The sequence below is a fragment of the Haliscomenobacter sp. genome, from assembly GCF_965225875.1.
Taxonomy (GTDB): Bacteria; Bacteroidota; Bacteroidia; order Chitinophagales; family Saprospiraceae; genus Haliscomenobacter.
In genome coordinates this window covers 2,749,546-2,772,888 of record NZ_CBDDBS010000002.1, presented here as the reverse complement: position 1 = coordinate 2,772,888, position 23,343 = coordinate 2,749,546, and the positions used below count along the sequence as shown (strand labels likewise).

At 35.0% G+C, this 23,343-nt stretch carries 25 protein-coding genes; 1 reads left to right on the top strand and 24 read right to left on the bottom strand.

Annotated features, from left to right (window positions below):
* Positions 1-382 precede the first annotated feature (382 nt).
* From ACO08K_RS13750 to ACO08K_RS13680, 15 genes are all read right to left on the bottom strand, one after another.
* Positions 383-1,840, bottom strand: a complete 1,458-nt coding sequence (locus tag ACO08K_RS13750) for an MBOAT family O-acyltransferase (protein WP_421796980.1) — start codon at positions 1,838-1,840, stop codon at positions 383-385.
* 306 nt (positions 1,841-2,146) lie between these two features.
* The gene (locus tag ACO08K_RS13745; RefSeq protein WP_421796979.1) at positions 2,147-2,989 is read right to left on the bottom strand and encodes an FkbM family methyltransferase; all 843 of its coding nucleotides are present in this window, start codon (positions 2,987-2,989) and stop codon (positions 2,147-2,149) included.
* Complete coding sequence (locus ACO08K_RS13740; protein WP_421796978.1) at positions 2,986-3,792, bottom strand: CgeB family protein; 807 nt, start codon at positions 3,790-3,792, stop codon at positions 2,986-2,988. Before ACO08K_RS13740 ends, ACO08K_RS13745 begins: the two co-directional genes overlap by 4 nt.
* A gap of 218 nt (positions 3,793-4,010) precedes the next feature.
* Complete coding sequence (locus tag ACO08K_RS13735; RefSeq protein ID WP_421796977.1) at positions 4,011-4,901, bottom strand: hypothetical protein; 891 nt, start codon at positions 4,899-4,901, stop codon at positions 4,011-4,013.
* Between the two features lie 3 nt (positions 4,902-4,904).
* On the bottom strand, positions 4,905-6,065 hold the full coding sequence (locus tag ACO08K_RS13730; RefSeq protein ID WP_421796976.1) for a glycosyltransferase: 1,161 nt from the start codon (positions 6,063-6,065) through the stop codon (positions 4,905-4,907).
* The gene (locus ACO08K_RS13725; RefSeq protein WP_421796975.1) at positions 6,062-7,201 is read right to left on the bottom strand and encodes a glycosyltransferase; all 1,140 of its coding nucleotides are present in this window, start codon (positions 7,199-7,201) and stop codon (positions 6,062-6,064) included. The genes ACO08K_RS13730 and ACO08K_RS13725 overlap by 4 nt, the downstream gene beginning before the upstream one ends.
* 340 nt (positions 7,202-7,541) lie before the next feature.
* Entirely contained in the window at positions 7,542-8,228 is a 687-nt protein-coding gene (locus ACO08K_RS13720) for a class I SAM-dependent methyltransferase (protein ID WP_421796974.1), read from the bottom strand.
* A 384-nt stretch (positions 8,229-8,612) separates the two neighbouring features.
* Complete coding sequence (locus ACO08K_RS13715; RefSeq protein ID WP_421796973.1) at positions 8,613-9,542, bottom strand: glycosyltransferase; 930 nt, start codon at positions 9,540-9,542, stop codon at positions 8,613-8,615.
* Positions 9,543-9,555: 13 nt separating this feature from the next.
* Positions 9,556-10,587, bottom strand: coding sequence for a glycosyltransferase family 4 protein (locus ACO08K_RS13710; protein ID WP_421796972.1), 1,032 nt, complete (start codon positions 10,585-10,587; stop codon positions 9,556-9,558).
* A 266-nt stretch (positions 10,588-10,853) separates the two neighbouring features.
* Positions 10,854-11,603, bottom strand: a complete 750-nt coding sequence (locus ACO08K_RS13705; protein ID WP_421796971.1) for a hypothetical protein — start codon at positions 11,601-11,603, stop codon at positions 10,854-10,856.
* Positions 11,596-12,321 carry a glycosyltransferase family 2 protein gene (locus ACO08K_RS13700; RefSeq protein ID WP_421798314.1) on the bottom strand — a complete coding sequence of 242 codons (726 nt, stop codon included), beginning with the start codon at positions 12,319-12,321 and terminating at the stop codon, positions 11,596-11,598. The genes ACO08K_RS13705 and ACO08K_RS13700 overlap by 8 nt, the downstream gene beginning before the upstream one ends.
* Positions 12,321-12,644 (bottom strand): hypothetical protein, encoded by a 324-nt coding sequence (locus ACO08K_RS13695; RefSeq protein ID WP_421796970.1) that lies wholly within the window; start codon positions 12,642-12,644, stop codon positions 12,321-12,323. The genes ACO08K_RS13700 and ACO08K_RS13695 overlap by 1 nt, the downstream gene beginning before the upstream one ends.
* Positions 12,644-13,381, bottom strand: a complete 738-nt coding sequence (locus ACO08K_RS13690) for a glycosyltransferase family 2 protein (protein ID WP_421796969.1) — start codon at positions 13,379-13,381, stop codon at positions 12,644-12,646. The genes ACO08K_RS13695 and ACO08K_RS13690 overlap by 1 nt, the downstream gene beginning before the upstream one ends.
* Before the next feature lie 2 nt (positions 13,382-13,383).
* Complete coding sequence (locus ACO08K_RS13685; protein WP_421796968.1) at positions 13,384-14,013, bottom strand: HAD family hydrolase; 630 nt, start codon at positions 14,011-14,013, stop codon at positions 13,384-13,386.
* Positions 14,000-14,641, bottom strand: a complete 642-nt coding sequence (locus ACO08K_RS13680; protein WP_421796967.1) for a hypothetical protein — start codon at positions 14,639-14,641, stop codon at positions 14,000-14,002. The genes ACO08K_RS13685 and ACO08K_RS13680 overlap by 14 nt, the downstream gene beginning before the upstream one ends.
* Positions 14,642-15,078: 437 nt before the next feature.
* Here ACO08K_RS13680 and ACO08K_RS13675 point away from each other — a divergent pair, with 437 nt between their 5' ends.
* Entirely contained in the window at positions 15,079-15,252 is a 174-nt protein-coding gene (locus tag ACO08K_RS13675) for a hypothetical protein (RefSeq protein WP_421796966.1), read from the top strand.
* Positions 15,253-15,701: 449 nt separating this feature from the next.
* Here the strand turns inward: ACO08K_RS13675 and ACO08K_RS13670 are convergent, their stop codons facing one another.
* From ACO08K_RS13670 to ACO08K_RS13630, 9 genes are all read right to left on the bottom strand, one after another.
* Positions 15,702-16,838: a hypothetical protein gene (locus ACO08K_RS13670; RefSeq protein ID WP_421796965.1), complete on the bottom strand. Its 1,137-nt coding sequence runs from the start codon at positions 16,836-16,838 to the stop codon at positions 15,702-15,704.
* Between the two features lie 7 nt (positions 16,839-16,845).
* On the bottom strand, positions 16,846-17,889 hold the full coding sequence (gene wecB, locus ACO08K_RS13665; RefSeq protein WP_421796964.1) for a non-hydrolyzing UDP-N-acetylglucosamine 2-epimerase: 1,044 nt from the start codon (positions 17,887-17,889) through the stop codon (positions 16,846-16,848).
* On the bottom strand, positions 17,886-19,067 hold the full coding sequence (locus tag ACO08K_RS13660; protein WP_421796963.1) for an N-acetyl sugar amidotransferase: 1,182 nt from the start codon (positions 19,065-19,067) through the stop codon (positions 17,886-17,888). The genes wecB and ACO08K_RS13660 overlap by 4 nt, the downstream gene beginning before the upstream one ends.
* A gap of 21 nt (positions 19,068-19,088) precedes the next feature.
* Positions 19,089-19,856, bottom strand: a complete 768-nt coding sequence (locus ACO08K_RS13655) for an AglZ/HisF2 family acetamidino modification protein (protein WP_421796962.1) — start codon at positions 19,854-19,856, stop codon at positions 19,089-19,091.
* On the bottom strand, positions 19,857-20,477 hold the full coding sequence (gene hisH, locus ACO08K_RS13650; RefSeq protein ID WP_421796961.1) for an imidazole glycerol phosphate synthase subunit HisH: 621 nt from the start codon (positions 20,475-20,477) through the stop codon (positions 19,857-19,859). It lies immediately after the preceding gene.
* Between the two features lie 41 nt (positions 20,478-20,518).
* Positions 20,519-20,944 carry an adenylyltransferase/cytidyltransferase family protein gene (locus ACO08K_RS13645; protein WP_421796960.1) on the bottom strand — a complete coding sequence of 142 codons (426 nt, stop codon included), beginning with the start codon at positions 20,942-20,944 and terminating at the stop codon, positions 20,519-20,521.
* 100 nt (positions 20,945-21,044) lie between these two features.
* Positions 21,045-21,974 carry an NAD-dependent epimerase/dehydratase family protein gene (locus ACO08K_RS13640; RefSeq protein ID WP_421796959.1) on the bottom strand — a complete coding sequence of 310 codons (930 nt, stop codon included), beginning with the start codon at positions 21,972-21,974 and terminating at the stop codon, positions 21,045-21,047.
* Positions 21,967-22,491, bottom strand: coding sequence for an SIS domain-containing protein (locus tag ACO08K_RS13635; protein WP_421796958.1), 525 nt, complete (start codon positions 22,489-22,491; stop codon positions 21,967-21,969). The genes ACO08K_RS13640 and ACO08K_RS13635 overlap by 8 nt, the downstream gene beginning before the upstream one ends.
* Entirely contained in the window at positions 22,472-23,341 is an 870-nt protein-coding gene (locus ACO08K_RS13630) for a PfkB family carbohydrate kinase (protein WP_421796957.1), read from the bottom strand. Before ACO08K_RS13630 ends, ACO08K_RS13635 begins: the two co-directional genes overlap by 20 nt.
* Positions 23,342-23,343 lie beyond the last annotated feature (2 nt).

Sequence of the window (23,343 nt, the reverse complement as noted above, 5' to 3'; positions counted from 1 at the left end):
TAGAGTATTTTAAATTCGTTTTCATACCTCACAGATTCAGGTTTTGTGCAACTCGTTCCAGGGAATACCTATAAAATTTGGATTTTCAAAACCCATTTGCACAAAGCCTGAATCCTTAGGCATAATTCAAAAGCCGATGATTGCATAAAAAATTGGCATCGGAAATCGAGAAAATAGTTTCTTGCACAAACTTCTACCTTGACAAACTTCCATAATCGTTTAATCGATACTGGTGTTCGCCAAGCCTTGTGCATGAGTATTAGGAAAATTAATTGAAAGCCAAAAAATCAATAGAATCAATGCTGAATTTCTTAAGAAGCTTAACAAGATAAATTTCATATCAGGAATTACCACATCAAAATGATATTAATCTATGAATTTATTAAAATTGAAAATAAATAAATTGCTGATTTGTGCCAGCAAAAATAAAAATAATGATCAATAAAAAATAGTAAAAAGATAGGCGATATAGTTGATGTTTTTTCATTAAAAAACTAGCAATCGCATATTGTTCTCTTCTTCCAATCCATTCAATAACTACAAAAAACAATATAAACAAAGCTGAAAGAATGGCAAATTTACTAATGGTCTCGTCGTTAAAAAAAGGAAAGGTAAAAAATGATTTAGAAAAAATTTTAGAAAAAATTTCTAAAGCATGAGTTACGTTCTCTGCTCTGAAAAAAATCCAAGCAAATACGGTTAAACAAAAAGTGCAGCAAATAGAAGTAAATTCGACCATTGTAGGTAAAATTTTATCTTTTGCAACTACTTCAATGTTTATTCTATTGGAGCGAAAAATAATAGATGGCATTATATATAAAGCATTTAAAAAGCCCCAAATAATAAAAGTCCAATTGGCGCCATGCCAAAAGCCGCTTACAATAAATATTATAAATACGTTCCGTGTTCTTACCCATCCTGAGCCCTTGTTTCCGCCAAGTGGGATATATAAATAGTCTTTGAACCATGATGATAGTGAGATGTGCCAGCGTCTCCAAAACTCTGCAATATCCCTTGAAAAATATGGATACGCGAAATTTCTGAGCAATTCGATCCCAAAAAGCCTGGCTGTACCCAAAGCAATATCAGAATACCCCGAAAAATCACCATAAATTTGGAAGGCAAAAAAAATTGCTCCGATAAACAATGTACTTCCAGTTAAGTCCATATTATTTTCGAAAATATAATTCGCAATCTTAGCACAATTATCTGCAATTACAACTTTTTTAAATAAGCCCCATAATATTTGCCTTAGCCCATCAACGGCTTTTACTTTGTCAAAAGATCTATTATTCTGGATTTGAGGTAAAAGATGAGTAGCTCTTTCTATCGGTCCAGCAACAAGGAGAGGAAAAAAGCTCACAAAAACTGAATAATTTATAAAATTAATTTCAGGCTTTATTCTATCATTATAGACATCTATAACATAAGAAAGACCATGAAAAGTATAAAAAGAAATACCAACAGGTAATATCACTGTCAACGTCCAAACGTTTACCTCTAATCCGAAATTAGAAAGTACAGCCTCAAATGAAGTTGCAAAAAAATTGTAATACTTAAATATCCCAAGAAAACCAAGATTAATTATAATGCTCAAATATAACCAGTTTCTTTTTAAAATATGATTTTTTGTTTGCGCTATTTTAATTCCTGAATAAAAATCCAGTAATGTAGAGAAAATGAGTAAAAATAAAAATCGCCAATCCCAACATGCGTAAAAAGTATAGCTTGAGACTAATAAAAGTATATTTTGGAACATGAAACTTTTTTGTGCCACGAACCAATATAAAGTGAAAACAATTAATAAAAATATCGTAAAATCAAAAGAATTGAAAAGCATAGCGCTATGGTTAAGTTGATTTTTTTAAAACCATATAATAAATAATAGAGATTTTTTATACATACCCAAATAGAAGGAATAGTCGAAATTTTTTTACTTATCTTTTTAAATGATTTTTTTACAATTCTAAATCAAGATAAAATCGATTTTTTAACAAAATTTGAAAGGGCAAATGTTTAGGATAACTTCTCATTGAAGATCGGTTTTGCGTTTTTTTGCTGGTACATTCTACTCTTTGCTTTTTAATTTTGAACAACCTGAAGATAGCAACCGATTCATACTTCGACAAAATATTTTAAATCTAAGCTATGCCAATAGTTGTTTTTGAGCATAAATCATATAGTCACCATCTGTTTTGGGTTCAAGAATTGGTGTGAGTCGCTGAGGATTGGTTGCATCAAAAAGTTTGTAGCCATAGTCCATAAGTATCCTTTGAGCATCTCCCGCTTTACTGTCATCCAATTGACTTTCCATCCAAGCAGAAAATTCAAAGAGCACTTTGGGCGCATTATCATTCGATAGTAACTCAGCCCCGCCTAAGAAGATCATTTTTTCGAATCCTTCAACATCAACCTTAATAAAATCCACTTTTGGGAAAGTTATTTTTTTGTGCAATGAATCCAAAGTAATGGTTTGAACCATCTCGGGCTTAGCAGTGAAAACTGGGCTCAGACTGCCTTTTCCAAAAAGCTCTTCTGGACTGTAAAAAGGGACATTTCTATCATCTTCCTCTGCTATTGCGTTGTTGAAAATCTCTACATTAGCGCAATTGTTTACTTCTATATTTTTGCTTAGGTATTCAAAGACCCTTGGTGAGGCCTCAATGGCTATGATGCGAGCATCTGGCCTCTGCTTTGCAATAGATACGGTTATTGCCCCAATATTTGCACCCACATCAATAAAAACGCCATTCTCAGGGATTCTCTCAACTATGAAATTAATGTTATCGGTTTCATATTCTCCGTTAACGAACAAGTTAAATCCAATAGCCTCTTTGATATTTGGAATGTAATATTTAACATTATTTTTGCCTTCAATGAGGGCATTAACAGTTTTTTGTCTACTCCAAATAAAAAGTGAAGCCAACCTATTTTTTCCCCGAAAAGCAGGCAAAATTCTAAATAGCTGTCCAATAATCTGCTGGATCATGTTCTTGTGATATTCATTTGTTTAAGGATGCGAATAAGTATCGATTTGTAATCATACCCATCCCGAATGGTTTTCGCTGTGCCCCTTTCTGAAATAGCTCTTAACAATGGCTTATCCTTTAGTGTTCTTTTCAGGATTCCGACTATTTCTTCTGGGCTATTAAAAAACAGCGCTTCATCTTCCATGAAAATAGATCTGGTCTCCCTGGTTGATTCTGTTAGTAAAACCGTACCACAAGCTGGAATTTCCAAAGTCCTGGTGGTATGCTCCTCTGGGATAATTTTTGAAAGGAAGCCAATGCCAATCAACGCTTTGGAGATGACTTGTGCGTATTCATTTGCAAATACGCCATCACCTAGATAATGAAAATGTGATTTATTATTCCATTTCTTAGCCAAATTTTTCCAGCCAATTCCTGCCAAGGTTAAACTGATGCCCTCTTTGAGAATTTCCTCCACTACAATTTCCCTATTTTTTTCATGATGTCCTATAAAGACAACTCCTTCTTTCTCTTCAAAAGAATAGTAAGGTTTGTGGATATCCGGGTGATACCCTTGCGTACACGTTAATACATTTTTTCCACCTTTTTGATAATAGCTTTCAACTTCAAACAATTTAGAAGTAATGCAATAGTCATAGTACTTGATTGCATCAAAAAATAATTTAGATCTATGATAAGTAAATGCAGGATCTGGAGTAAAGTGAACCATCAATTTTGAGTGAGTGGCCAGTTTTTGAATGATTTCAGGCTTGATGAACACTCCCTTATCGACCCAAACAAGATCATAATCCCATTTATCCATAATCACTGAAATTAGATATCTATTGAGCCTTTTTATCAAAGGTCCTTTTTTGAAGCGCCAGCCAATTGATCGGAATATCCTGCTTGTTTGTAACAAAGGAACATCTATATTAACGAGCGTAAAGCTTTTTACCGCAAGTAACTCCTTAAGATATTCCCCCCGCATTCTACTTGTAGAACCATTACTGTAATGACCTATATAAAGAATATCCATGGACTCTAGGAAAGAAATTTAGACTTGAAGAAATTCTTGACCTTGTTTTCTATTCTCAAGTAAGCTGCAATAAAAAAATCTATTTTCTTAGTAATCTGAGATTGGTTTGAGTAAAAATAGTTACGATAGAAAAGTAAAATATCTGCTCTCGGGTAACTGGTAATAGAATTAAATTTCATTCCTGCCCAGTGAATTACAAAAGGGTAGCTACCTTCTTTTTTTTTGATATTGTTTAAGTCAATAAAATCTGCATTGCCTAATTTCGGCCAAATCATTAATTTAAGTCTGGTAACTTTTAACTTATTTTGCTGTTCATAAAGGTGAATTACAAAATTCAAGTGCGTTTGGTCATTGTTGAAAATTATTTGGGGGTATTTAGTAGACGGAGGGTCACTCCAGTTCAATGTTAATTCAAAATCTTTTCTTTCGAGTACACCAGTTTTTCCAAACCATTGTCCTGTATTAAAGCTATAACCAGGATAGATAAAGGTATCTTCTATTTCATTGATCCGATCAAGATTATAATAAATCTCGTTGAATCTCTCTTTGGATTGAACTTCATCATCCACCACAAAATCGCTTTCAATGTTTGCAACAATATCTAAAACAGGGCCCGTGATCACAGTATCAGCATCAAGAATTAAAAAACATTCGTTAGAATCTAAAAACAATGGCTCTAGCTTTCCGTATCCCCAATTAAATTTTTTGCGTGTAAGTTTCAGTGTTTTTATATTCCACCATCTTTCTGCTTTCCGTGAAAGCGGATCGCCCTTTCCGTAGTCTTTTATTAAATAGATAGGAATATCGGGATACCAATAACGAATACTGGCGATACAGATTTTTGCATGATCAAAATCGTATCTATATGTGTTTATAAATATCCGGTTTATATGCATTGCTTACTGATAGTTTTGAATCATTCTGCGTACTGAGTTCTGAATTGAAAAAGGCGATAGTTCAATTTTATTGCAATATGAAGCTCTTCTCTCTGAGTCATGACTAGGTGTACTTTTAATTTCATAAACCCATTCGATAACCCCGTCTTCAAGTTTTTTTACTTTGACCAAATCCTCACAAACAATAGCTTCCTGAGGAACACCTTCTGACATCAATACATTCAAGCCATTTGCCTGAGCCTCTACAGCCACCATGCCTAAACCTTCCCAAAAAGAGGGAAAAACAAGTACATCGCTTGACGACAATAGACTTGGGATATCCTTTCTTAGTCCTAGAAATTTAATGTCTTGGTCAATTCCAAGTTCTCTTAATTCCTGCTCAAATATATTCGCAGTCTTTCCTTTGTAACCGACAAAAAGAAATTTCCAACTTTTATCGGATAAAATCAATTCCTTCGCTATTTGAAAAGCGAATTCAGGATTTTTCTGGTTCTTAGCTGAATCGTAGTCTTGAAGGCCAATTCTACCAATAAATAGTGCGATTTTTATCTGTTTGAAGTCTTTCCATTCCATTTCTTCGCACACATTTTGTTTACATTCTTTGTCAAAAAAGAAATTTTTTGAATCAAACCCGCAATAGATTGGTTGAATTTTTTTTACTGAATAGGGCCATTTGTGCAAGCCATATTCACGCATTACTGATTCAGAAGTACCTGTTATTTTTGTTGATAAAATATATGAGAAGAACCTGCCAAGAATGTACGAAACACATCTGGAATTACTCACTATGTAGTTTCTGACAAAATTATATGGATTGTGCAGGTGACTGATTCTTATCTTTGGCAAAAGGCCTAGTCCCAACAAAAAATGCCAACCAGATACAAAATCTTGGTGGTGATGTACCGCATCGTATTGATTTGCAGCTAATATCTCTCTTACTGTTTTAGTGAATTTAAACACTGTTGACCTTGAAAATTTTACGTAAAAAATTTTCGACCCTAGTGCAATTACCTCTTCGTCAAAAACTCGTTTCACTCCGCCAGTACACAAAAAATCAAAACTTACATTGAGCTGTTGATTTTCTTTTAAATACTTCACAGCTTTCACTAACCATGTTTCTGCCCCTCCAGCTCCAAAGCCATCAATTACATGTAATACTCTCATACTAATTTGGGTGAATATAGATTCAGTAAATTCAATGTAGCAATCCTTAAGTCGAATCGAGACTGTGTCATGAGCGAACATGCATCTTCATTAGAAATTATTTTAGGTCCTGAAATTATTTTATCAACTTGATTTGCCCAATCTTTTGGGTTGTTTTTTAGTTCCATGTAAAATGCTAACTTCTCAATAACGATAGCGTCTTTGACTATAGCATGTGTAATTAGCATCGGAAGAGCCGCGGCTTGAGCTTCGACCACAACCAGGCCTAGTCCTTCTTTGGGATGTTCCAATCGTGGAAAGATAAAAACATCCGAACTTTTCATAATTCGGGCAGAGTCATTTCGCCATCCCAGGATTCTAATGCGGTCATATAGGTCTAATTCCTTGGCTTTCTGTACCACTTTTCCGCTTTCGTCACCTTCTCCAACAAAAACTGCGTACACCTCGTCTCTTTTTTTCAAAATTTCTGCTAATACTTCAACCACAAATAATGGGTTTTTGAATTCATTCATCCTCCCAATAAAAAGCATAATTTTGGCCGTATTAGGTAGTGAAACTTCTGCTCGGAATGCTTGACTATCTACATCTGCTTGGAATTGATTGAGGGAAATTCCATAGTATAGAACACTAGCTTTCTGCTTGAGCCTCTTGCTTTTTCCAATAAATGTTTCCAGCGTATGCTCGGAAATTCCAATTATTGTTTTGTTCATTCCAACTCCAATCCATTTCAAAATAGGCAGTAGGACTTTATGCAAGTATGGGTTACCTACGGGTAAAGCTTCGTCTGTATTGTGGATGTGAAGAATAGTGTTTTTAAAAGACAAACCAAGCATCGCTAGACTGTAAAAACCACTAAGATAATCATGGTGAGAATGAACAATGTCATAGTTTCCAGCTTGCAATGCCTTTCTCAAGTGCATTAGAAACAGGAGCTTATTGCTTATACTTACAGGAGAATACACAATCTTTCCTCCAGAGTTTTCTACAATCTCGTTCAATCTGCCAGGTTTTCCCAAAAGGCAGTAGAACGTCCACTCCCAATCAGGCTCAATTTTTTTAGATTCAATAAAAACCCTTACCAACCAATTTTCAACGGCCCCTTTGTCGAGGTTTTCAACAATGTTGATTATTTTCATTGCAAAATACATTTTTAATAATCACACTCAGCCCTTGTCTTCTCTAAGATCACTATTTTTTTTCAAATAAGAATTCAATTTGAAAAAGTGCTTGATCTAGAGGCCTACGATTTTATGAGAAACACTTGTTGATCTGTTAATGTAATAATTTAGGGTAGCAGAATGTACAGAATTTTATATACAGTAATCTATAAGTTAAGGTCCGTCGTATATACACTTACGTAATATAGACTGAGTTTCAACAAGTCAATTTATTTTCGAAGCCAATAAAAACTGCCAAAAAAGCTCATTCAGTCAGTTTCAAAAATATTCGGCATATACATTACGGCGTGAGGTGTAGCTATTTAAATGTTTCAAAATATAGACTTTCCCAACTATATTTTTCATCATCAACAACCAATTCTTTTTCTTGAAAAGTAGTTTCCTTAAAACTTGTTTTTGTTGAAGAAGAGAAGCCTACGCTTTTCAATAAGTAACCCATATATGGTTCGTCATAAATACATTGATGTTCATAACGCTGGTAAAACCAACTATTTACAGCTTCCATCGGTAGTCCAGAATTGCAGTTTTTGTAGTTTACGATAAAGGAAGGGTCATCAAAATAAGAACGTAGAATTTTTTCGCCATCAGGAACAATTATTCTCATCACTCCTCCTTTTTTCAAGACTCTGTAACATTCATTAAGCAATAACCTTCCACTATTAAAGTCGAAATGTTCTAAAACATGCTCACAAAAAATCCCGTCAAATGTTTCATTATTAAAGGGAAGTTTTCTATTGAAATCGCATAAAAAATGAACATTTAGATCCTTAAATCCATCGATATTTACCCACTTTTCGTTATTTATACCTCTTGGGCCGCTACCTAAATTAAGAAATTTACGGTCAGAAGGAATTTTCAATCTTTTATCTAATGTTCGTCGCTTTAGAAAAATAAAGTTAAAAAACCTAAGTTTCATAAAATATAAATCCCATCTTAAAAGTGCCAAAGTTCGATGAGAGAAAAAGAAAAGTAGGATTTTTTTCATTTTTTGATTTTTAAATTAAAAAAAGTGTTTTCGTTAAAAAACATTATAACTCATTTCTTAGAGCGTGTCTAAAAATTTTATTCTGCAAATCAGAGGACATTGTTTAGAATTAAAGAAATATTGGCACAAATAACCCACTTTGCTAAAATAGTAGTACACGTTTTTCCATTTAGGGTAACATACCTGGCAAAGCTCGCCACTGAATTCCGCAGCGTACAATATAACGAAGGGCATCTGCTAATTCTCAAAGATCAATTTTTCTTTTCCTTTCCAGGTTCAAAACTTCTTGATGTCTTCCCATTGGGAGTCAGAGGGCGGACTGTAATGCTCAACCATCTATCTCGTATTTTTTTCCCAACACTAAAGATAGTTGCTGAGCCCCTTTTAACCTTTATTTTTTAGACACGCTCTTAATATTTGCTTGCCTTGTTTTTGACCTTTTAAGGTTGCGATATAAAAAGCACGCTCTCTTCTTTTCATAAATAAAAATCTAAGAATATTTACAAGTTTCCGTTTCAAGGAAATTCGTTGAGGGAGCTCACCTCGATATGATTTAAAAATAACAGATGATGCCCAAATGCCTGATGCTAAATTCAATAAATAGTCAAGCTTTAGACGTTTACTTGGAATAAAATGATCTACAACTATATCTTTAAATAAACCAACTCCCAAACCTAAATCGCATGCACAGCCAGCAAGATCGTTATCTCCCCCTGATAATAATGAGGTGGCAGTTCTATCTAGTTGAATCGTTCGCTTTCCTTCTAAATGAAGTTGACGATACAAGCTTGCTACTTGCATTCTAACAAATAATCCAGCACCACAAGGCATGGTCTCATCAAGAAGCGGAAGATTTGACCACTTATCTACAGAAAATTCACGGTGAACCAATAGCCCCCAATATTGTTTAGTCCAAGCAGGAGGTTTTTCCTCAAACACCAACTTAACCTGACCACTCCATGCTCCAATATGAGGGTGCTTCTCGGCTATTTTAATTCCTTTTTCAAAAAAATCAGCACGGAGAATGTTGTCATCGTCTACGAAAACCAAAACATCACTGCTTGACGAAGCTATGCCTCTAAGCCTTGCAGGGGTCAAACCTTGCTTAGATTCATTGATGAGCTTAGCATTTGAGACTTCGATGAAATCTCTAAAATATTCCTCTTGATCAAACCTGTTATTGGAATTGTTGTCAATAATAATTATTTCACTTGGTTTGCAGATTTTAGCAGCTTCAAGTATCGAATCTAAGCATTTGGAAAAAATATGTTGAACTGGGTTGTAAGTGCATATTACAACTGAAAAATCGCTCATAAATGACTTGGTTTTAATACTTATTTAGAATGTTTATGATTTTTTCACCTACTCCTTCCCAAGTGAAGAATTCCTGAATTCTTTGTTTTGCTTGAATTCCCATCCTGTCTCTTTCCTCTTTGTTTTGGAGAAGCCAATGAATTGAATCAAATAAATTATCTTCTATTGTTGCCTGATCTGATTCAATCAATAAACCAGTTTGACCATCCACAACAATTTCAGGAATACCGAAATTGTTAATGGATATTACAGGACAACCCATACTTGCGGCTTCTACAAGTACGAGTGGCGTCATATCCTTGCTACTTGGAAGAACAAAACAGTAAGCATTTTTAAACGCCAATCTTAATTGATCCATATCTCTTGGGTTGTTTTTATTCAAAGCGCCTAAATAGTCTATCCCAGGATGTTCCAAAACCTTCTGAGGAGGTTTCTGGCCAATTATTTTTAATCTTAAATTTTTAACATTTTGAATACGGTTAAAGGCTGATACCAATTTATCGCCTCTTTTTCCCAAAAAATCCCAACTAATAAATAATAAGTAGGTTTCCTCATTTTTGTCACGGTTATTTGTTATAACATCCTCAAGGCCTCCTCCTAAACCGGAATAGTGAAAATTATTACCCATTAATTGATAACGTTGTTTAGCATCTTCTAATGCCCACCTTGAACTAAAAAAGACTGCACTTGCATCGCCTAAAAATTGAGCTTCTAACTTAAATAGTGTTTCGATTTGTTTTTTTGAAAAGTCCTCAATATCATGATAAACATTTATATATGTCGCAAAACAAGCGTCTAAGTATGCAAAATATGGAGCCTTGCTTTCTATATAAAGCCATGGTGTAGCCCCATGAAAAAAATTCATATCTGCAGTCATGTCAATTTTTAATTCAACCTGGTTTTTTATTTTTAAAAGCCTTGATTCACTAAAAGCGGGGAAACTCCCCCTTTGGAATAATAATTTTCTTAAAATTTTGGATGATATTTTTTCAAACAGGTCAAATGAAGGCGAAATATTGTCAATTAGGTTTACTAGGTATTTCAACTCTAATTGTTTAAATACATTATAGTTCATGGAAGACCACCCTCCTGAAGTCTCAACTATATCGATGTTTGTTATGTAATTTATTTTTTTCAACTTATAGAGTATATATCGCCCTGAGCCATGTTTTGTGCAAAAGGTTTTGAAAAATTAAGGTTTATGAGGGCTTCTTCGAAATAATTTGCGCAAACCTAATTCCGTGTAGTATAAAACATATTGCGAAATTAGAACAAACCCAGACTTCGCCGTTTTATGGACCAAGTTTCAATCTATTTTTCATACTTTATTATTTTTTTTACAATATATTTTGGCAAAATCCATAAAAAATACAAAACGCGTTCTTTAATTCTCGGCTTCAGAACAAGAATGTTGTTATTGTCATAATATTCTTTATAATCGATATTCTTTTTTAAATTCAAATAGTTGATTTTTTTGGATGAAATAAAAAAATAATTTTTAATTAATTTGTTGATATTTTTTTTTATGTATCTTTTTTCTTTGAAATAATTAACTTCAAGCCATTTTTCAGGAAATGGAAGCCCTATTTCCAATTCGCTTTTTGGGGAAAATAACAAAACCATATCTTCGTAATAACCTGCAAGTATAAAATCTATCATAAAAAAATCTGATTTAAATGTAAAGGGGTATCCAATCATATAACCGATTGAACATATTCTATTGTAATTTAATGAATTTTCAATTTGTGTTATCAACTCCTGAACAGGATTAACTATGAAGTCGCTTCTTACTTTTATAAATTTATTAACATTAAATTTATTTCTTAAATATTCGATTCCTCTTAATGTTGAAATGCATTGAAGATTACAATTCCAATAACCTGCTATTACCGGCTTCTTATTCAACACCAAATTGATGCCTGATTTCTCAAGTTGGACAATGTTTTGTTCTGGTTCATCATCCCAGGTTGACCAAACTAGATACTCATAATTTACATAATTACGCAAAATTTCCGCAAAATATGTAGTTGGTCCTTGAATTACTATTCCAATTTTATCCATTCCCATTAAGATATTTTTGGAGATCATCAGGAGTGCCTAAACCATGCATATTTTGATGTGGTATAGGATATATCCCAATATTTAAGTTTTCTTTTATCATAAAATTATAAACAGGGCAAGTATAAAATTCATTATTTACTCTATCATTGTTAATGATCATATCTATAGCACCATCAACAAAATATTTTCCGCGAGAAAATAAGTAAATCCCTACAGTTGCATGCGCTGATATCGGTTTTTTTTCTTGGACTTCAAGTACTCGTCCATGATCATTAATTTTTGCATATGACCATTTAGCGCTCATTCCGGGGTCTGAAAATGTTAGAATCGAACCGTCGAGCTTACGGTAATTACAATCATTGATAAAATCAATAATGCTTATATCTACGATTTGATCAGAATTAGCAATTACCAGTGGGCAATCATTGTTGATGTACTTGCGCGCAAAAAGAACAGTGCATGCTGTTCCTTCTGTTAATTGCTCAATTGGAATAAACAAAATAGGGAATTTGTTCTGAAGATCTGCAACTATTTCTGATTCCTTTTCTAAATGGTTTTTTTTAGCTATTAGATAATATCTGGCGTCCGGCAAATTTAGGTTTTCTAAAACCCTTTGTATCATTGGTTTACCAGCTACATCAATAAAAGGTTTAGGCTTTTCATATCCTTCTTTTGCGAAGCGGCTACCTTCGCCAGCCATTGGAATTACGATATTGATCATTGTATTAAGTATTTATCGTTATTTGCTCCTGGGATTTTTACGACTACAGTAGTGACATCTGTTATGGCTTTAAAATCGGTCACCTCATAGGGGCGTATTATGATTATGTCCCCAGTTGTGTATCGTTTTTGGTTCATTTCTATTTCGCCAGAGATAACAGCAGTAAACTCAGTTGAAATTTCGTGATAGTGCGATGCCTCATACTCTCCAGCATGATAGTTTTTGATACCGACCTCAACATCATTGGTTTGGTAAAGGCTTGGGATAAAGTTTCCAATGAACCAGCCTTTAGTCATATCTTTGAGATGAAAAACCTCCATTAGTTTTTTAAAGTTTTTTGGGATTCAAATTCTTTAATCTTTTGGGGGGAATAGAAGGAATGGTAATTCTTATTTTCTATTTTATAATAACCAACTTGTTGATTTGTAAGAATCAGTTCATTAACTGCCGCAGAAATAAAGAAAAAGCCTTCATGGCTACTATCTTTATAAAGCGCGTCAAAAGCAGCTTTAATGAAATAGCTTGTTTTCTTAAAATAGTATATCCCAGCTACCGCGTCTCGGCTAATGGGCCGTTTTTCTGCAGTTTCTACTACGTTATTACCTTCCGTACGAATGAAAGACCATTTTGGGTGTACTGATTGAAATGTAACAACTCCTGCATCTAGTAGAGATGTATCAAAATAAGTAACTGCATCTTGCAGTTCTTTTTCAATGACTTGGTCTCCATTTGAAATTAGTAGAGGCGATTCAGTGTCTAATTCATCTATTGCCATTAATGCGCTACAGATTGCTCCTTTGGTGGCATTTTTAAGTTTAACTATGATAGCCTGGTTATCTGTCAAAATACTTATTGTGTCATCAAGATGAAACTTAGTGCAATCACGCTCATTAAGAATAAAGATGAATTTTTTTGCCCCTTCTATTTTTTGAAGGCATTCAATTACCCATTGTATCATAGGAATGCCCTTAATTTCGATCAAAGGTTTGGGATATTGAAATTCCTCTTCTTGAAAAAATGAACTACTCCCAGCTAATGGCACTAAAATTTGAATCATGCTTAGTTAACTTGAATTGTATGAATGCGGCGTTGTATGTCATACCAATTTACGTCCTCAATGGATTCTACTTTGTATAAATGAGCACCGGATGCTAATGCGGCCTGAACGCCATGTTCATTATCTTCCACAATCAGACATTCCTCAGGTTTTAAACCTAATTTATGGATGGCCATTGTATACATTTCAGGATCTGGCTTACCTTTTGTTACATCTTCGTTTGATAAAAAAAATTCGAAATAATTTAATATTGCTGCCTTAGTAAGCATAGTATAAACAGTATCTCGGATGGAGTTAGAACAAACAGCCATTGTATAGCCTTCAGCTTTTAATTTTGACAGCGCGTATTGGTGTATGAATATGGGTTTACATTTTTGAAAAATAATTTCCATCGTGAATTTTTGCTTAAGATCATTCAAAAAAGTATGCAGGCCTTCCGGTAATCCTTTTTCTTTAGACAACATTTTAAGTTTCGTACGTGTAGGTAACCCATCATACGTGACTAGGTGATCATAACGTGTTATTTCAACACCGAAATATCCCAGGGCTCGGTTCAAAGCTTCATAATGCCATTCTTTAGCATCAATGAGTACCCCATCCATATCGAATATCACAGCTTTAATTTGAGTCATAATTGAAGAATTGTTGTGCTAATTCCGGATGGTCTGTACATAACATCAATTGATTTGGTTCAACTTTTTTTTGAATTTCTCTGTAATGTTCCCATTCAATTTCGAAAGTTCTGCCGTGTAATTCAGGGGAAACAATGCACACTTGTTTATTTTCTTGAAGATGGAAATTAATAATTTTTTCGTTAATCCAATGTCCATGGAATTCATCTAACCAGATCCCATGAGCTTCTTTATAAAAAGATGGAGTAACTTCATATTCGCTTTGCCGTGTAAATACGCGTATACCATTCTTCAAATATGCCAACCCATCTGGAACAGACATATCAAACACAAAATAATTATTCACATTGAATTTATCTAAAAGCCTTTTAAGATGAACTTGAAGTCCATCAGATTTTATATTAATTGCAAGGGGAAGAGAGGGGGCATGATTGCAATATAATTCTAGGAAATTTTCAAATAATAAATCTTTTGGTGTCGCAAGGTCATGTGCAATAACTAGTTGTTCTTTCCAGTCTCGAATATCAGTTTCTGTTCCAAATCCTAAGTTGAAAGATCGACTAAATGCTACTTTAGTATTTTTTTCTTTTTCCAGTTTCCAATACCCACGGTGGCTTAATACAATCATTTGATGCTTAATTTAATCAATTGTGTTTAAGTATATTGTTTTTTACTAGCCTCCTTCAAGTAGAGTATAGTAATTCTTCGATCAGATGCACCAGACACTATTGAGGCTTTTTGTTCCAGGTTTTGATTTGAGCACGCCAACAGTCAGGGCACAGGGTTGCATAGACAAAACCCTCTCAGAGAATAATTTGATTTATCAACAAACTCTGCCATACAACTAGTGCAAACGGTTAAAAAGATAACGATGGTACTTTACTAAACACATACTCGTTGCTTTTCTCATTGACTTTGCGCCCAGTTTCATCGGAACCTACCTCCCTAGCCTGTCCACTTGTTGGCGTAAAACCTCCTTCCGTGGACGGGCTTTTTGTGCTGTTCGAGCTACTATATTTTCTAAAGCACTAATCCTGAGCTGAACTTGACAAATCTGAGCAAAAATTGTTACAAACAACGGTAGGCTATTTATTGATAGATGTTTTGGTACACCGCCAAAGCCATAATCGGCATTCCGTATTGGATATGACCCGCTACGGCATCATGGAAAGTACTGTGCTGATGATGTTTACAAATACAGGTAGCTTGATAGCACTGATTTTCTTTGATTTATGCTAAAATGGGTGAAATGTCCAGGGCTTGGCGACGTTCCGTCAAAATCCCAAATGCTGCATCTTGGATGCAGCAAACAGACTTGGTATTAATGGTATGGGCTTTTCGATTTAGCTTGGACTTGAACTAAGCTTTAAATTGCGGCCTTTATGACCTCTTTGCCCGCCAGGGCGCTTGTCTCTCCTCTTGCGTAAACTCCAAATTTGGCGAGAGACATCTCCACTTGGTGCAAGGTGATTTATTATTCATTTTTACAATTTGCTCCTTTAACTTCTTTCCTGGTTCTTCAATTCCTTGACATACTCCACTAACTTACCCAGTGTCGACTTAAGTAGTGCATTTTCTGCTTCTAGTTGTTGTATGCCAGCTTTGTATAACCACGTTTTTTTGTTAAGACATTTTTTGCCAAATTGTTATTTTCCTCTTGAAAAATCGCCGCGAAGGCAGCTGTATACTTACAATTGATTTAAATAAGATTCAATTTTATTAATTTGGCTTTGGTAAGTAAATTGTTCCGCAAATGAAATCCTTTTTTGCTGTAGATGTAAAGAGTTATAGTCATCTAAGTTATTCATAACCTCATTAAATAATGAGGGGATTTTTTCATTCTCACCGTTACCTGCCATCACCATTAAACTTGAATTTTCATTATCATATGAAGTCATATAAGAGGAAATTATTACTTTTCCCGTTCCTAAGTACTCTAGTACCTTGTGATGATTTTGATCATTTTTTATTTTGTAGCAAATTAATAATGCGTCCATTTTTTTTATCCCTTCTGCTAGTACTTCCGGCTTTACAGCTCCATGCAGTATTACGTTTTTTGTGTTTCTCAATGTTTCAATAATCTCAAGAGTTTCCTTTTGAACGTGATACTCTAAGTGAATATTCGACTTAGTATGATCAATTTCTCCCCAAAATTCAAATATTTTATCCGGATGATCATTTATTATTTTAAAAAAAACATCTATATCTAAATCATTTCTAATCAAACTCCCTGAATACCCTATTCTAATTTGTTTGTTTGGGTTAAGTACTTTTGCTGTATCAATAAAAAATCCAGATACTCCATGGCTGAGTTTATACTTTGGGATAGGGAGCGATAGAAATGTCGATAATATTTCATTTGTTACCGATAATATCACATTAGCACCTTCCGCTGCTTTTAATTCATAAATATGCCCGAACGGGCCATCAACTGGCATGTAAATCTTGATTGGCGCTTTTTTAAAATACTTAATGGGGGTAGGGTTCCCAGAGTCAAATGACCATACAATATCAGGGTGTTTCCCTATATGCCTTATTATTCTTTTAATGTGTAATGAAGTAAGAAAATTATATAACCTGTTAGAACTAAATTTTAAAAAAAAAGGGTAAATTAATCGATGCTTAACCTGTGTTAAATTATTATACCCAGTAGGGATTACCTTAATTTGCCCCCTATTTAGTTCCTTTCTTAAGTCGGGGTGATTAATAAAATAGACATCATTCCCCATCTGGCTAAGAGTAAATGCATAGTGATGTTTTGACATCCACATTTCTCCCCACCCTTCGTAAGAAATAATAAATATAGTTTGGTTTCTGAATTCCATATGAGACTTATATAAGTGTTTGAAGAATTTCTTTAATTCTATAACTTGCATAACCGTCACCATAAAAATCTGGGTGTTCCTTGGGCTTTTCAAGCTTTACCACCTCGCTTAATGTATCAAGCTCGTCAAATACTAACGTATTCCACCTTGCATTTATGGTTTCAACCCATTCCGTTTCGCTTCGAATAGTAATGCACATTTTATTAAGCAAATAGGCTTCCTTTTGTATTCCCCCAGAGTCGGTTATGATTAATATAGAATCATTTTGTAACTGAAGACATTCAAAATAAGACATTGGGTTCAAAAAATCGATATTCTGATAATTGTTTAGATTTATTTCGTTGTCTTTCAGCTTGTTAAGCGTCCTAGGATGTACTAAAAACTTAACCCGAAACTTAAGAGCATTCAGTGCATTAATAATACTAAGCAATTGCTTAGCATTATCGGTGTTATATGGTCTATGGATCGTACAAAAATAGTAAGGTTCAATACTTGTATTGGATAAAACATTATTCTCTTTTGCAATTCGTATCATATCAACCATTACATCACCAACTATATGGCAATTCACAACAATGTTTTCTTGCTTCAAGTTATTTAAGGCTGTTTCTGTTGGGCAAAAAAGAATATTCGAAACATGATCTGTCAATATTCGATTGATTTCCTCAGGCATGGCCTTATTAAAACTTCTTAATCCGGCTTCAACATGCGCAACAGGAATGTCCAGTTTTGAAGCTACTAAAGCCCCAGCCAATGTGCTATTTGTATCGCCATAAACAATTACCATATCTGGAATTTCAACTTTAAGTATCTCTTCAATTTTAATCATCATCCTGCCCGTTTGATCTCCATGATCTCCGCTTCTGATGTTAAGCATATGTGTAGGCTGAGCGATACTCAATTCATTAAAAAAGATATCGCTCATGTTTTTGTCGTAGTGTTGCCCGGTATGTATCGTAATAACATTAAAATCTTCCCTTAGGGCGATTTCTAATGCAGCATGTTTGATGAACTGAGGACGAGCACCAATGATGATGGCTATTTTTTTCATCGCAGAATTTTTCGTATCGTTCTGAATGGTAGAATTATTCTCTCTATTAATTGCTCAAGTTTTTGCTCATTTCCAAACTCCTGATGGTCGCGATTGGGTTGAGCCAGAAGTTGATCAAACTCTTCGATGGAAAAACCTAGTTTTTTTGCCACGTACTCATAATCATTTTTCATCACAGCAAGATCATATGGAGGGTTACTCATCTCCTCCATTGCTTCTTCTTTGGTCATTTGGCCTGAAAAAATAAGTGTAGAAAGATGTGCTTTGCGTTTATCAATTCCATATTTTCTTGGTAGAATATACCCCTGGTAAAATCGGGTGAAAATATTTTCACAATGTTTGCCACCATAATCTATCCATCCAAGTTTATCTGACAGTAGCTTCTTTACTTCCTTTTTATTGTATTCAATATAATTTAATGGAGAATAATCTCTCAATTGTACAAATCTATCATAGTATTTACGTTGCCAATAACCCAGCTTTGGAATGCTCTTGATGGAATGCTCTCCGAATTGCTGATGGATATTTTTCAAATTGATGAGGTCAAATTTGCGATTGTAGTTCCAGGTTCTGGGCAAAATTGCTTCAGTTGCAATGTTATAGCCTTTCAAAATTGACTTGATCCGGTGCTTTGTTGCTACTTTGGCCAGGGCGGCAAAAATCAAATGATCGGCCGGAACATCCAAATCCAGTACTGAAGCTTTAACGTAAGCACGAAGCAAATCCTTGAATTCCGCCCAATCCATTACATAGGTGTATAAATCAAACCCCAGTACCTTTACGGTTCGTTCAATGTTTTGAACGGCCGTTTCCAAATTCCAGCCGTAATCGAAATGTACTAATAACGGATTCAGTCCAAGTTCTTTTGCCAGACAAGCCATATAGGTGCTGTCTGCACCACCACTCAAGCCAAGAATACAGTCATATTGTTGACCTTTAGACGCAGCCTTGATCTGCTTTACCATTTCCTCCAATTTGACTTTTCCTGCATCACCCAGGATTATTCCTTCCGCAGCTTTTTGCTGGTATTCATAATAATAATTACAAATCCCCTGATCATCAAAGCTAATATCTGGATCTGCGATGGTATCCATCACGCTCACTTTACATTGTTGGTACAGGCGCCCGCAGTTGGCCTCAAAGCTATTTTTAAGTTTTTCTTCGTCGTAATGCAGCATAATTGTCAATTCAATAGTCCATTAAAGGAGTTCAAAAAGTTGTTCATTTAGCTCTTGCTGGGTAGGATAACTAATTAAAACCGCGCGATGAGGGCGTTGAAACACAAACATACTGCTTGCGGCGATTGCCGAGGCTCCCTTGTGCACTGCCTGTGGGAAATGAGCAACTTCAGCCGCTCCACCGCAAGCAATTACCGGAATATTTATGGCATTGGCTACCCGTTCTACTAAAGTGAGATCGAACCCCCCAAATGTACCATCCTGATCAATGCTAGTCAAAAAAATCTCACCTGCTCCTAGTGCTTCCGCTTGGGAAGCCAAGGTTTCTGGTGAAAAACTGGTGGATTGCGTACCACAATCTCGGTATACCTTATATTGCCCCAACCAATTTTTTTTTGCATCAATAGAAACAACTATACTTTGATTTCCGAATTGGTTGGCAGTTTCGGTGATTAACTTCGGGTTATCTAAAGCACTAGTATTCATGATTACTTTTTCCGCACCATTAAACAAAATTTGTTTGACCTGTTCTATGGAGGTAATTCCGCCACCATAGGCAAGTGGCATAAATGCCTCGCCAGCAATATCTGCAATTTGGGCAATATTAGGACTGCGTTTTTCCTTGCTGGCGGATATATCTAAAATTACTATTTCGTCTACCTCTTTGTCGTTGAAAATTCGTACCGCATTGATAGGGTCGCCCACATATTTATGCTGCTTGAATTTGATAGACTTGACCAAGCCTCCATTCTGGATCAACAATACCGGAATTACCCTAATGCGACGCATTCAATAATTTTGTACAAAATTAGTTAAAAAGCGCAGTCCGTATTTGTGGCTTTTTTCTGGGTGAAATTGTACCCCAAGGATATTTTCTTTCTCCACCCCAGCCGTAAACGGGTAACCATAGGTGCAGGAAACCAGCTCATCGGCTGGATCTTCGCAAACTAGATGGTAAGTATGCACAAAGTAGAAGCGAGAATCTGTAGGCATCGCCGCAAATAGTTTACTGTCTTTTTGAATGTCCACATCACCCCAACCCATATGGGGCACCTTAAAGGTTTCGGGGATGCGTGCAGGATCAAACTTACGTGTATAGGCATTGATCCAACCCAAACCAGGTTCTTTTCCTTCTTCACTGCCGTGGCTTAACAATTGCGCGCCCAAGCAAATGCCAAGCACTGGAATTTTATCTTCTAGTACCTTTCGATTGAGGGTATCAAAAAAAGCGGCCTCTCGTAGTTGTTTCATGCCGTAATCGAAGTGCCCCACTCCGGGGAGGATAAGTTTGTCGGCCTCGGCAATGACTACTTTGTCTTGGGTAATCAGCACATCAGGGAAACCTGCTTTCTTAAGCATATTACGGATGGAGCTAAGGTTACCAATGCCATAGTCGATAATTGCTATCATTAAACGATCAGTTGATTAAATCGTTAAATGCGTGCAAATTATTATTTTTTATCGATTGTAGATCTCTGACCTACAATTTTTTTTATTGTGTTTGTTGTGGAGTAACCGTGGCTTCTATCGATATAGTATAATTGAATATTTACAGAAGCTCCGGTAATAGGCTTTCCGATATAATCATCTCCTAAAAATCTTATGTCTATTTTTCTAGACATAAGTATTTTAAGAAGTTCGTCTTCTGAGCCATACTCGATAACTTCGTCCACATACTTGCAGCTTTCGAGCATAAGTCTTCTTTCAGAGAGTGAATATATGGGCTTTTTTTTATCTGGGTTTATTTCTTTAGAAATATTCTCACCTTTATTTATCGCTACTAACAAATAATCGCATTTGCTTTTGCAATCAATCAGCATAAGTACATGCCCTGGATGGAATAAATCGAACACACCACAAGCGAACCCTATTTTCATTGTTTACTTTGTTTTTCTACAAATATATCCCTAGAGGAAAAGTTTCTCTCGAGTCTATCAATAGTTTTTAATTCTAAACATTAAATTAGAAGGCACGCATTTATCCCAATTCTTCACAATCCAAGCATTTTCTTAAATAATCTACCAATCCGTATGTTGGCACCCATTTCAGTATTTTTTCTGCTTTATTTATGTTTGAGAATGTAATCTCTGCCTCTCCTTCCCTTTTTGCAATAAATTCTATGTTTGAGCTAATCATTTGAGCAACTGAGACAATGCTAAAGGTACTGCCATGGCCTATATTAAATGAAGTATTTATTCTTTCCGGGTAAATGGCTGCTAAATAATTTGCATTTGCTAAATCTGCAACATGTACAAAATCTCGTCTTTGGGTTCCATCTCCAGTAATTTGTAATGGCTGACCATTCTTTTTCTTATCAAGGAAGATGCCTATTACACTACTATACGCATTGAATTTATTATTCGGATTAAAACTTCTTGGTCCATAAGGATTAAAATAACGTAAGTTAATGTAATCAATAGGGTATCGTGTTGATAAAAGTTCAAGATACTTCTCAACTTCATATTTTTGAAATGCATAGGGGCTGAGGCATTTTATGCTCTCTTCTTCATTTGTCGGTGTTGTTTCCGGTGTGCCATAAATTGCACTTGAACTACTGTATACTAACCTGGGAAAATAATTTTCCTTAATCATCAATTCAAGTACATGAATTGACTCATTCAAGTTAGCAACTATGTGTTCATTTACTTCTTCGAAACTAGGTTGTATCCTCGGTAAAGCAGCAAGATGAAAAATACATTGAAAAGATTTTAGAGACTGCAGTGAAGAACAACTTTCTTTCTTGAAAATAAACCTTTCATTCTCAAGATTATGTTTTATATTATCGATTGTTCCTGTACTCAGGTTATCTATGCCTGTAATTTCCCAATCGGTATTATCGATCAAAAAATCCAATAGGTTAGACCCAATGAAACCCGCAACACCTGTTACAAGGACTCTTTTAATCATTTTTCAGGGAATCTAATATAATGTGAAGAAGAACCTGATGATAGCATTCAACAATACCATAATTGGCTACATCTATATGGAAGTTAATATGTCCTAAGCTGCATAAATAATTATTTGGATTGAATCCTGAAAAAGTAATTATACTACCTTTTTTTTCACGAACATATTGAGTCGCATTTAATATATTTTTTGATTCGCCAGAACTGCTAATCGCAATCAGCAAATCGCCTTCCATAAAATGAATTTTCAACCATTCTTCCATCGCTCTTTCATAGCCATAATCATTTGCAAAGCACGTGATTAAAGCTGCATCTGAAAAGGAGAAAGTGGGGAAACGTGCAATTTTAGCGAAATCTTCCATCATATGAGAACAAATCGAGTTTGAACCTCCATTACCTATAAAAAAAATTCGTTTCACACTATTTTTTATTAATTCAACTGAATCTTTAATTTGTTGCGAAACAATAGCTTCCGAAAAGTATCGATCAAAGTGTTTTTTATACAAATTGAGTTGCATACGCTAAGAGATTTTGTTTTGTTACAGATTTCTTATTGCCTTGCCATGTTGTTGATAAACTTGCGGCAAGAGAAGGAACCTTCAGAATATTTTCATTATCTTGGATAGTAGATGCAAGAGAAATAAACGCAAAGAAAGTATCACCAGCCCCTATTGTATCAACAATTGTACTTTTGAACGAATGATGTCTTTTTATTTGTGAGCCATTGTAGTGCAATGCTCCTTCACTCCCTAAAGTAATAAAAAGATGTTCTGCATTCAATTCATAATTATAAAGTTCATTTACTTCTGATAAATCAGCAAACGATGCTTTTCGATTCATTTGTAGACTTGCTTCGCGTAGGTCAATACAAACTGTTTTTTTTTTGTAATTTTTCCATTTTGATATCCGATTAAATCCGAAATTATTAGAATTTGTTTGACACATAAGATGAAATTCGCCAGTTATCTCAAATGCGTCACAAAATCCGTGTCCAAAATCAGCAATAATTACAACGTCATAATCACTAGAATTGATGAAGTTTGCATGTTCACTCAAAGAAAAATGGTTTATTTCTACATGCTTTCGCCCATCATTCATATCAACATATCTTGTTTTTATGATTTCCCCAGGAGGATTTGAAACTAGATGGACTTGTTTGACAAAATCTTTTAAGTGATTAGCGATTGCCGCAGCACCTCCATGGTGAACTTCCTTTTTTCCGGCTATTTTTAGTGCAGGACAAAGTGACTTCATTGATGGTCCTTCATATGTTACAGGAACAAACTCATCAATGATCGTTTCCCCTATCACTACGACTCTTAAATTAGAAACTTTATCAATAAAAGATTCAACGATGGAAGTAATCATTT

What these genes read in the sequence shown, in the direction of transcription:
- ACO08K_RS13645 (WP_421796960.1), bottom strand. Translation starts at nt 20,944, where the DNA reads ATGAAAATAGGGTTCGCTTGTGGTGTGTTCGATTTATTCCATCCAGGG.
- ACO08K_RS13745 (WP_421796979.1), bottom strand. Translation starts at nt 2,989, where the DNA reads ATGATCCAGCAGATTATTGGACAGCTATTTAGAATTTTGCCTGCTTTT.
- ACO08K_RS13720 (WP_421796974.1), bottom strand. Translation starts at nt 8,228, where the DNA reads ATGAAAAAAATCCTACTTTTCTTTTTCTCTCATCGAACTTTGGCACTT.
- ACO08K_RS13690 (WP_421796969.1), bottom strand. Translation starts at nt 13,381, where the DNA reads ATGATTCAAATTTTAGTGCCATTAGCTGGGAGTAGTTCATTTTTTCAA.
- ACO08K_RS13725 (WP_421796975.1), bottom strand. Translation starts at nt 7,201, where the DNA reads ATGAAAATAATCAACATTGTTGAAAACCTCGACAAAGGGGCCGTTGAA.
- ACO08K_RS13685 (WP_421796968.1), bottom strand. Translation starts at nt 14,013, where the DNA reads ATGACTCAAATTAAAGCTGTGATATTCGATATGGATGGGGTACTCATT.
- ACO08K_RS13635 (WP_421796958.1), bottom strand. Translation starts at nt 22,491, where the DNA reads ATGCAACTCAATTTGTATAAAAAACACTTTGATCGATACTTTTCGGAA.
- wecB (WP_421796964.1), bottom strand. Translation starts at nt 17,889, where the DNA reads ATGAAAAAAATAGCCATCATCATTGGTGCTCGTCCTCAGTTCATCAAA.
- ACO08K_RS13655 (WP_421796962.1), bottom strand. Translation starts at nt 19,856, where the DNA reads ATGCGTCGCATTAGGGTAATTCCGGTATTGTTGATCCAGAATGGAGGC.
- ACO08K_RS13640 (WP_421796959.1), bottom strand. Translation starts at nt 21,974, where the DNA reads ATGATTAAAAGAGTCCTTGTAACAGGTGTTGCGGGTTTCATTGGGTCT.
- ACO08K_RS13660 (WP_421796963.1), bottom strand. Translation starts at nt 19,067, where the DNA reads ATGCTGCATTACGACGAAGAAAAACTTAAAAATAGCTTTGAGGCCAAC.
- ACO08K_RS13735 (WP_421796977.1), bottom strand. Translation starts at nt 4,901, where the DNA reads ATGCATATAAACCGGATATTTATAAACACATATAGATACGATTTTGAT.
- ACO08K_RS13705 (WP_421796971.1), bottom strand. Translation starts at nt 11,603, where the DNA reads ATGGATAAAATTGGAATAGTAATTCAAGGACCAACTACATATTTTGCG.
- ACO08K_RS13730 (WP_421796976.1), bottom strand. Translation starts at nt 6,065, where the DNA reads ATGAGAGTATTACATGTAATTGATGGCTTTGGAGCTGGAGGGGCAGAA.
- ACO08K_RS13680 (WP_421796967.1), bottom strand. Translation starts at nt 14,641, where the DNA reads ATGATTGTATTAAGCCACCGTGGGTATTGGAAACTGGAAAAAGAAAAA.
- hisH (WP_421796961.1), bottom strand. Translation starts at nt 20,477, where the DNA reads ATGATAGCAATTATCGACTATGGCATTGGTAACCTTAGCTCCATCCGT.
- ACO08K_RS13750 (WP_421796980.1), bottom strand. Translation starts at nt 1,840, where the DNA reads ATGCTTTTCAATTCTTTTGATTTTACGATATTTTTATTAATTGTTTTC.
- ACO08K_RS13740 (WP_421796978.1), bottom strand. Translation starts at nt 3,792, where the DNA reads ATGGATAAATGGGATTATGATCTTGTTTGGGTCGATAAGGGAGTGTTC.
- ACO08K_RS13695 (WP_421796970.1), bottom strand. Translation starts at nt 12,644, where the DNA reads ATGGAGGTTTTTCATCTCAAAGATATGACTAAAGGCTGGTTCATTGGA.
- ACO08K_RS13670 (WP_421796965.1), bottom strand. Translation starts at nt 16,838, where the DNA reads ATGGAATTCAGAAACCAAACTATATTTATTATTTCTTACGAAGGGTGG.
- ACO08K_RS13715 (WP_421796973.1), bottom strand. Translation starts at nt 9,542, where the DNA reads ATGAGCGATTTTTCAGTTGTAATATGCACTTACAACCCAGTTCAACAT.
- ACO08K_RS13630 (WP_421796957.1), bottom strand. Translation starts at nt 23,341, where the DNA reads ATGATTACTTCCATCGTTGAATCTTTTATTGATAAAGTTTCTAATTTA.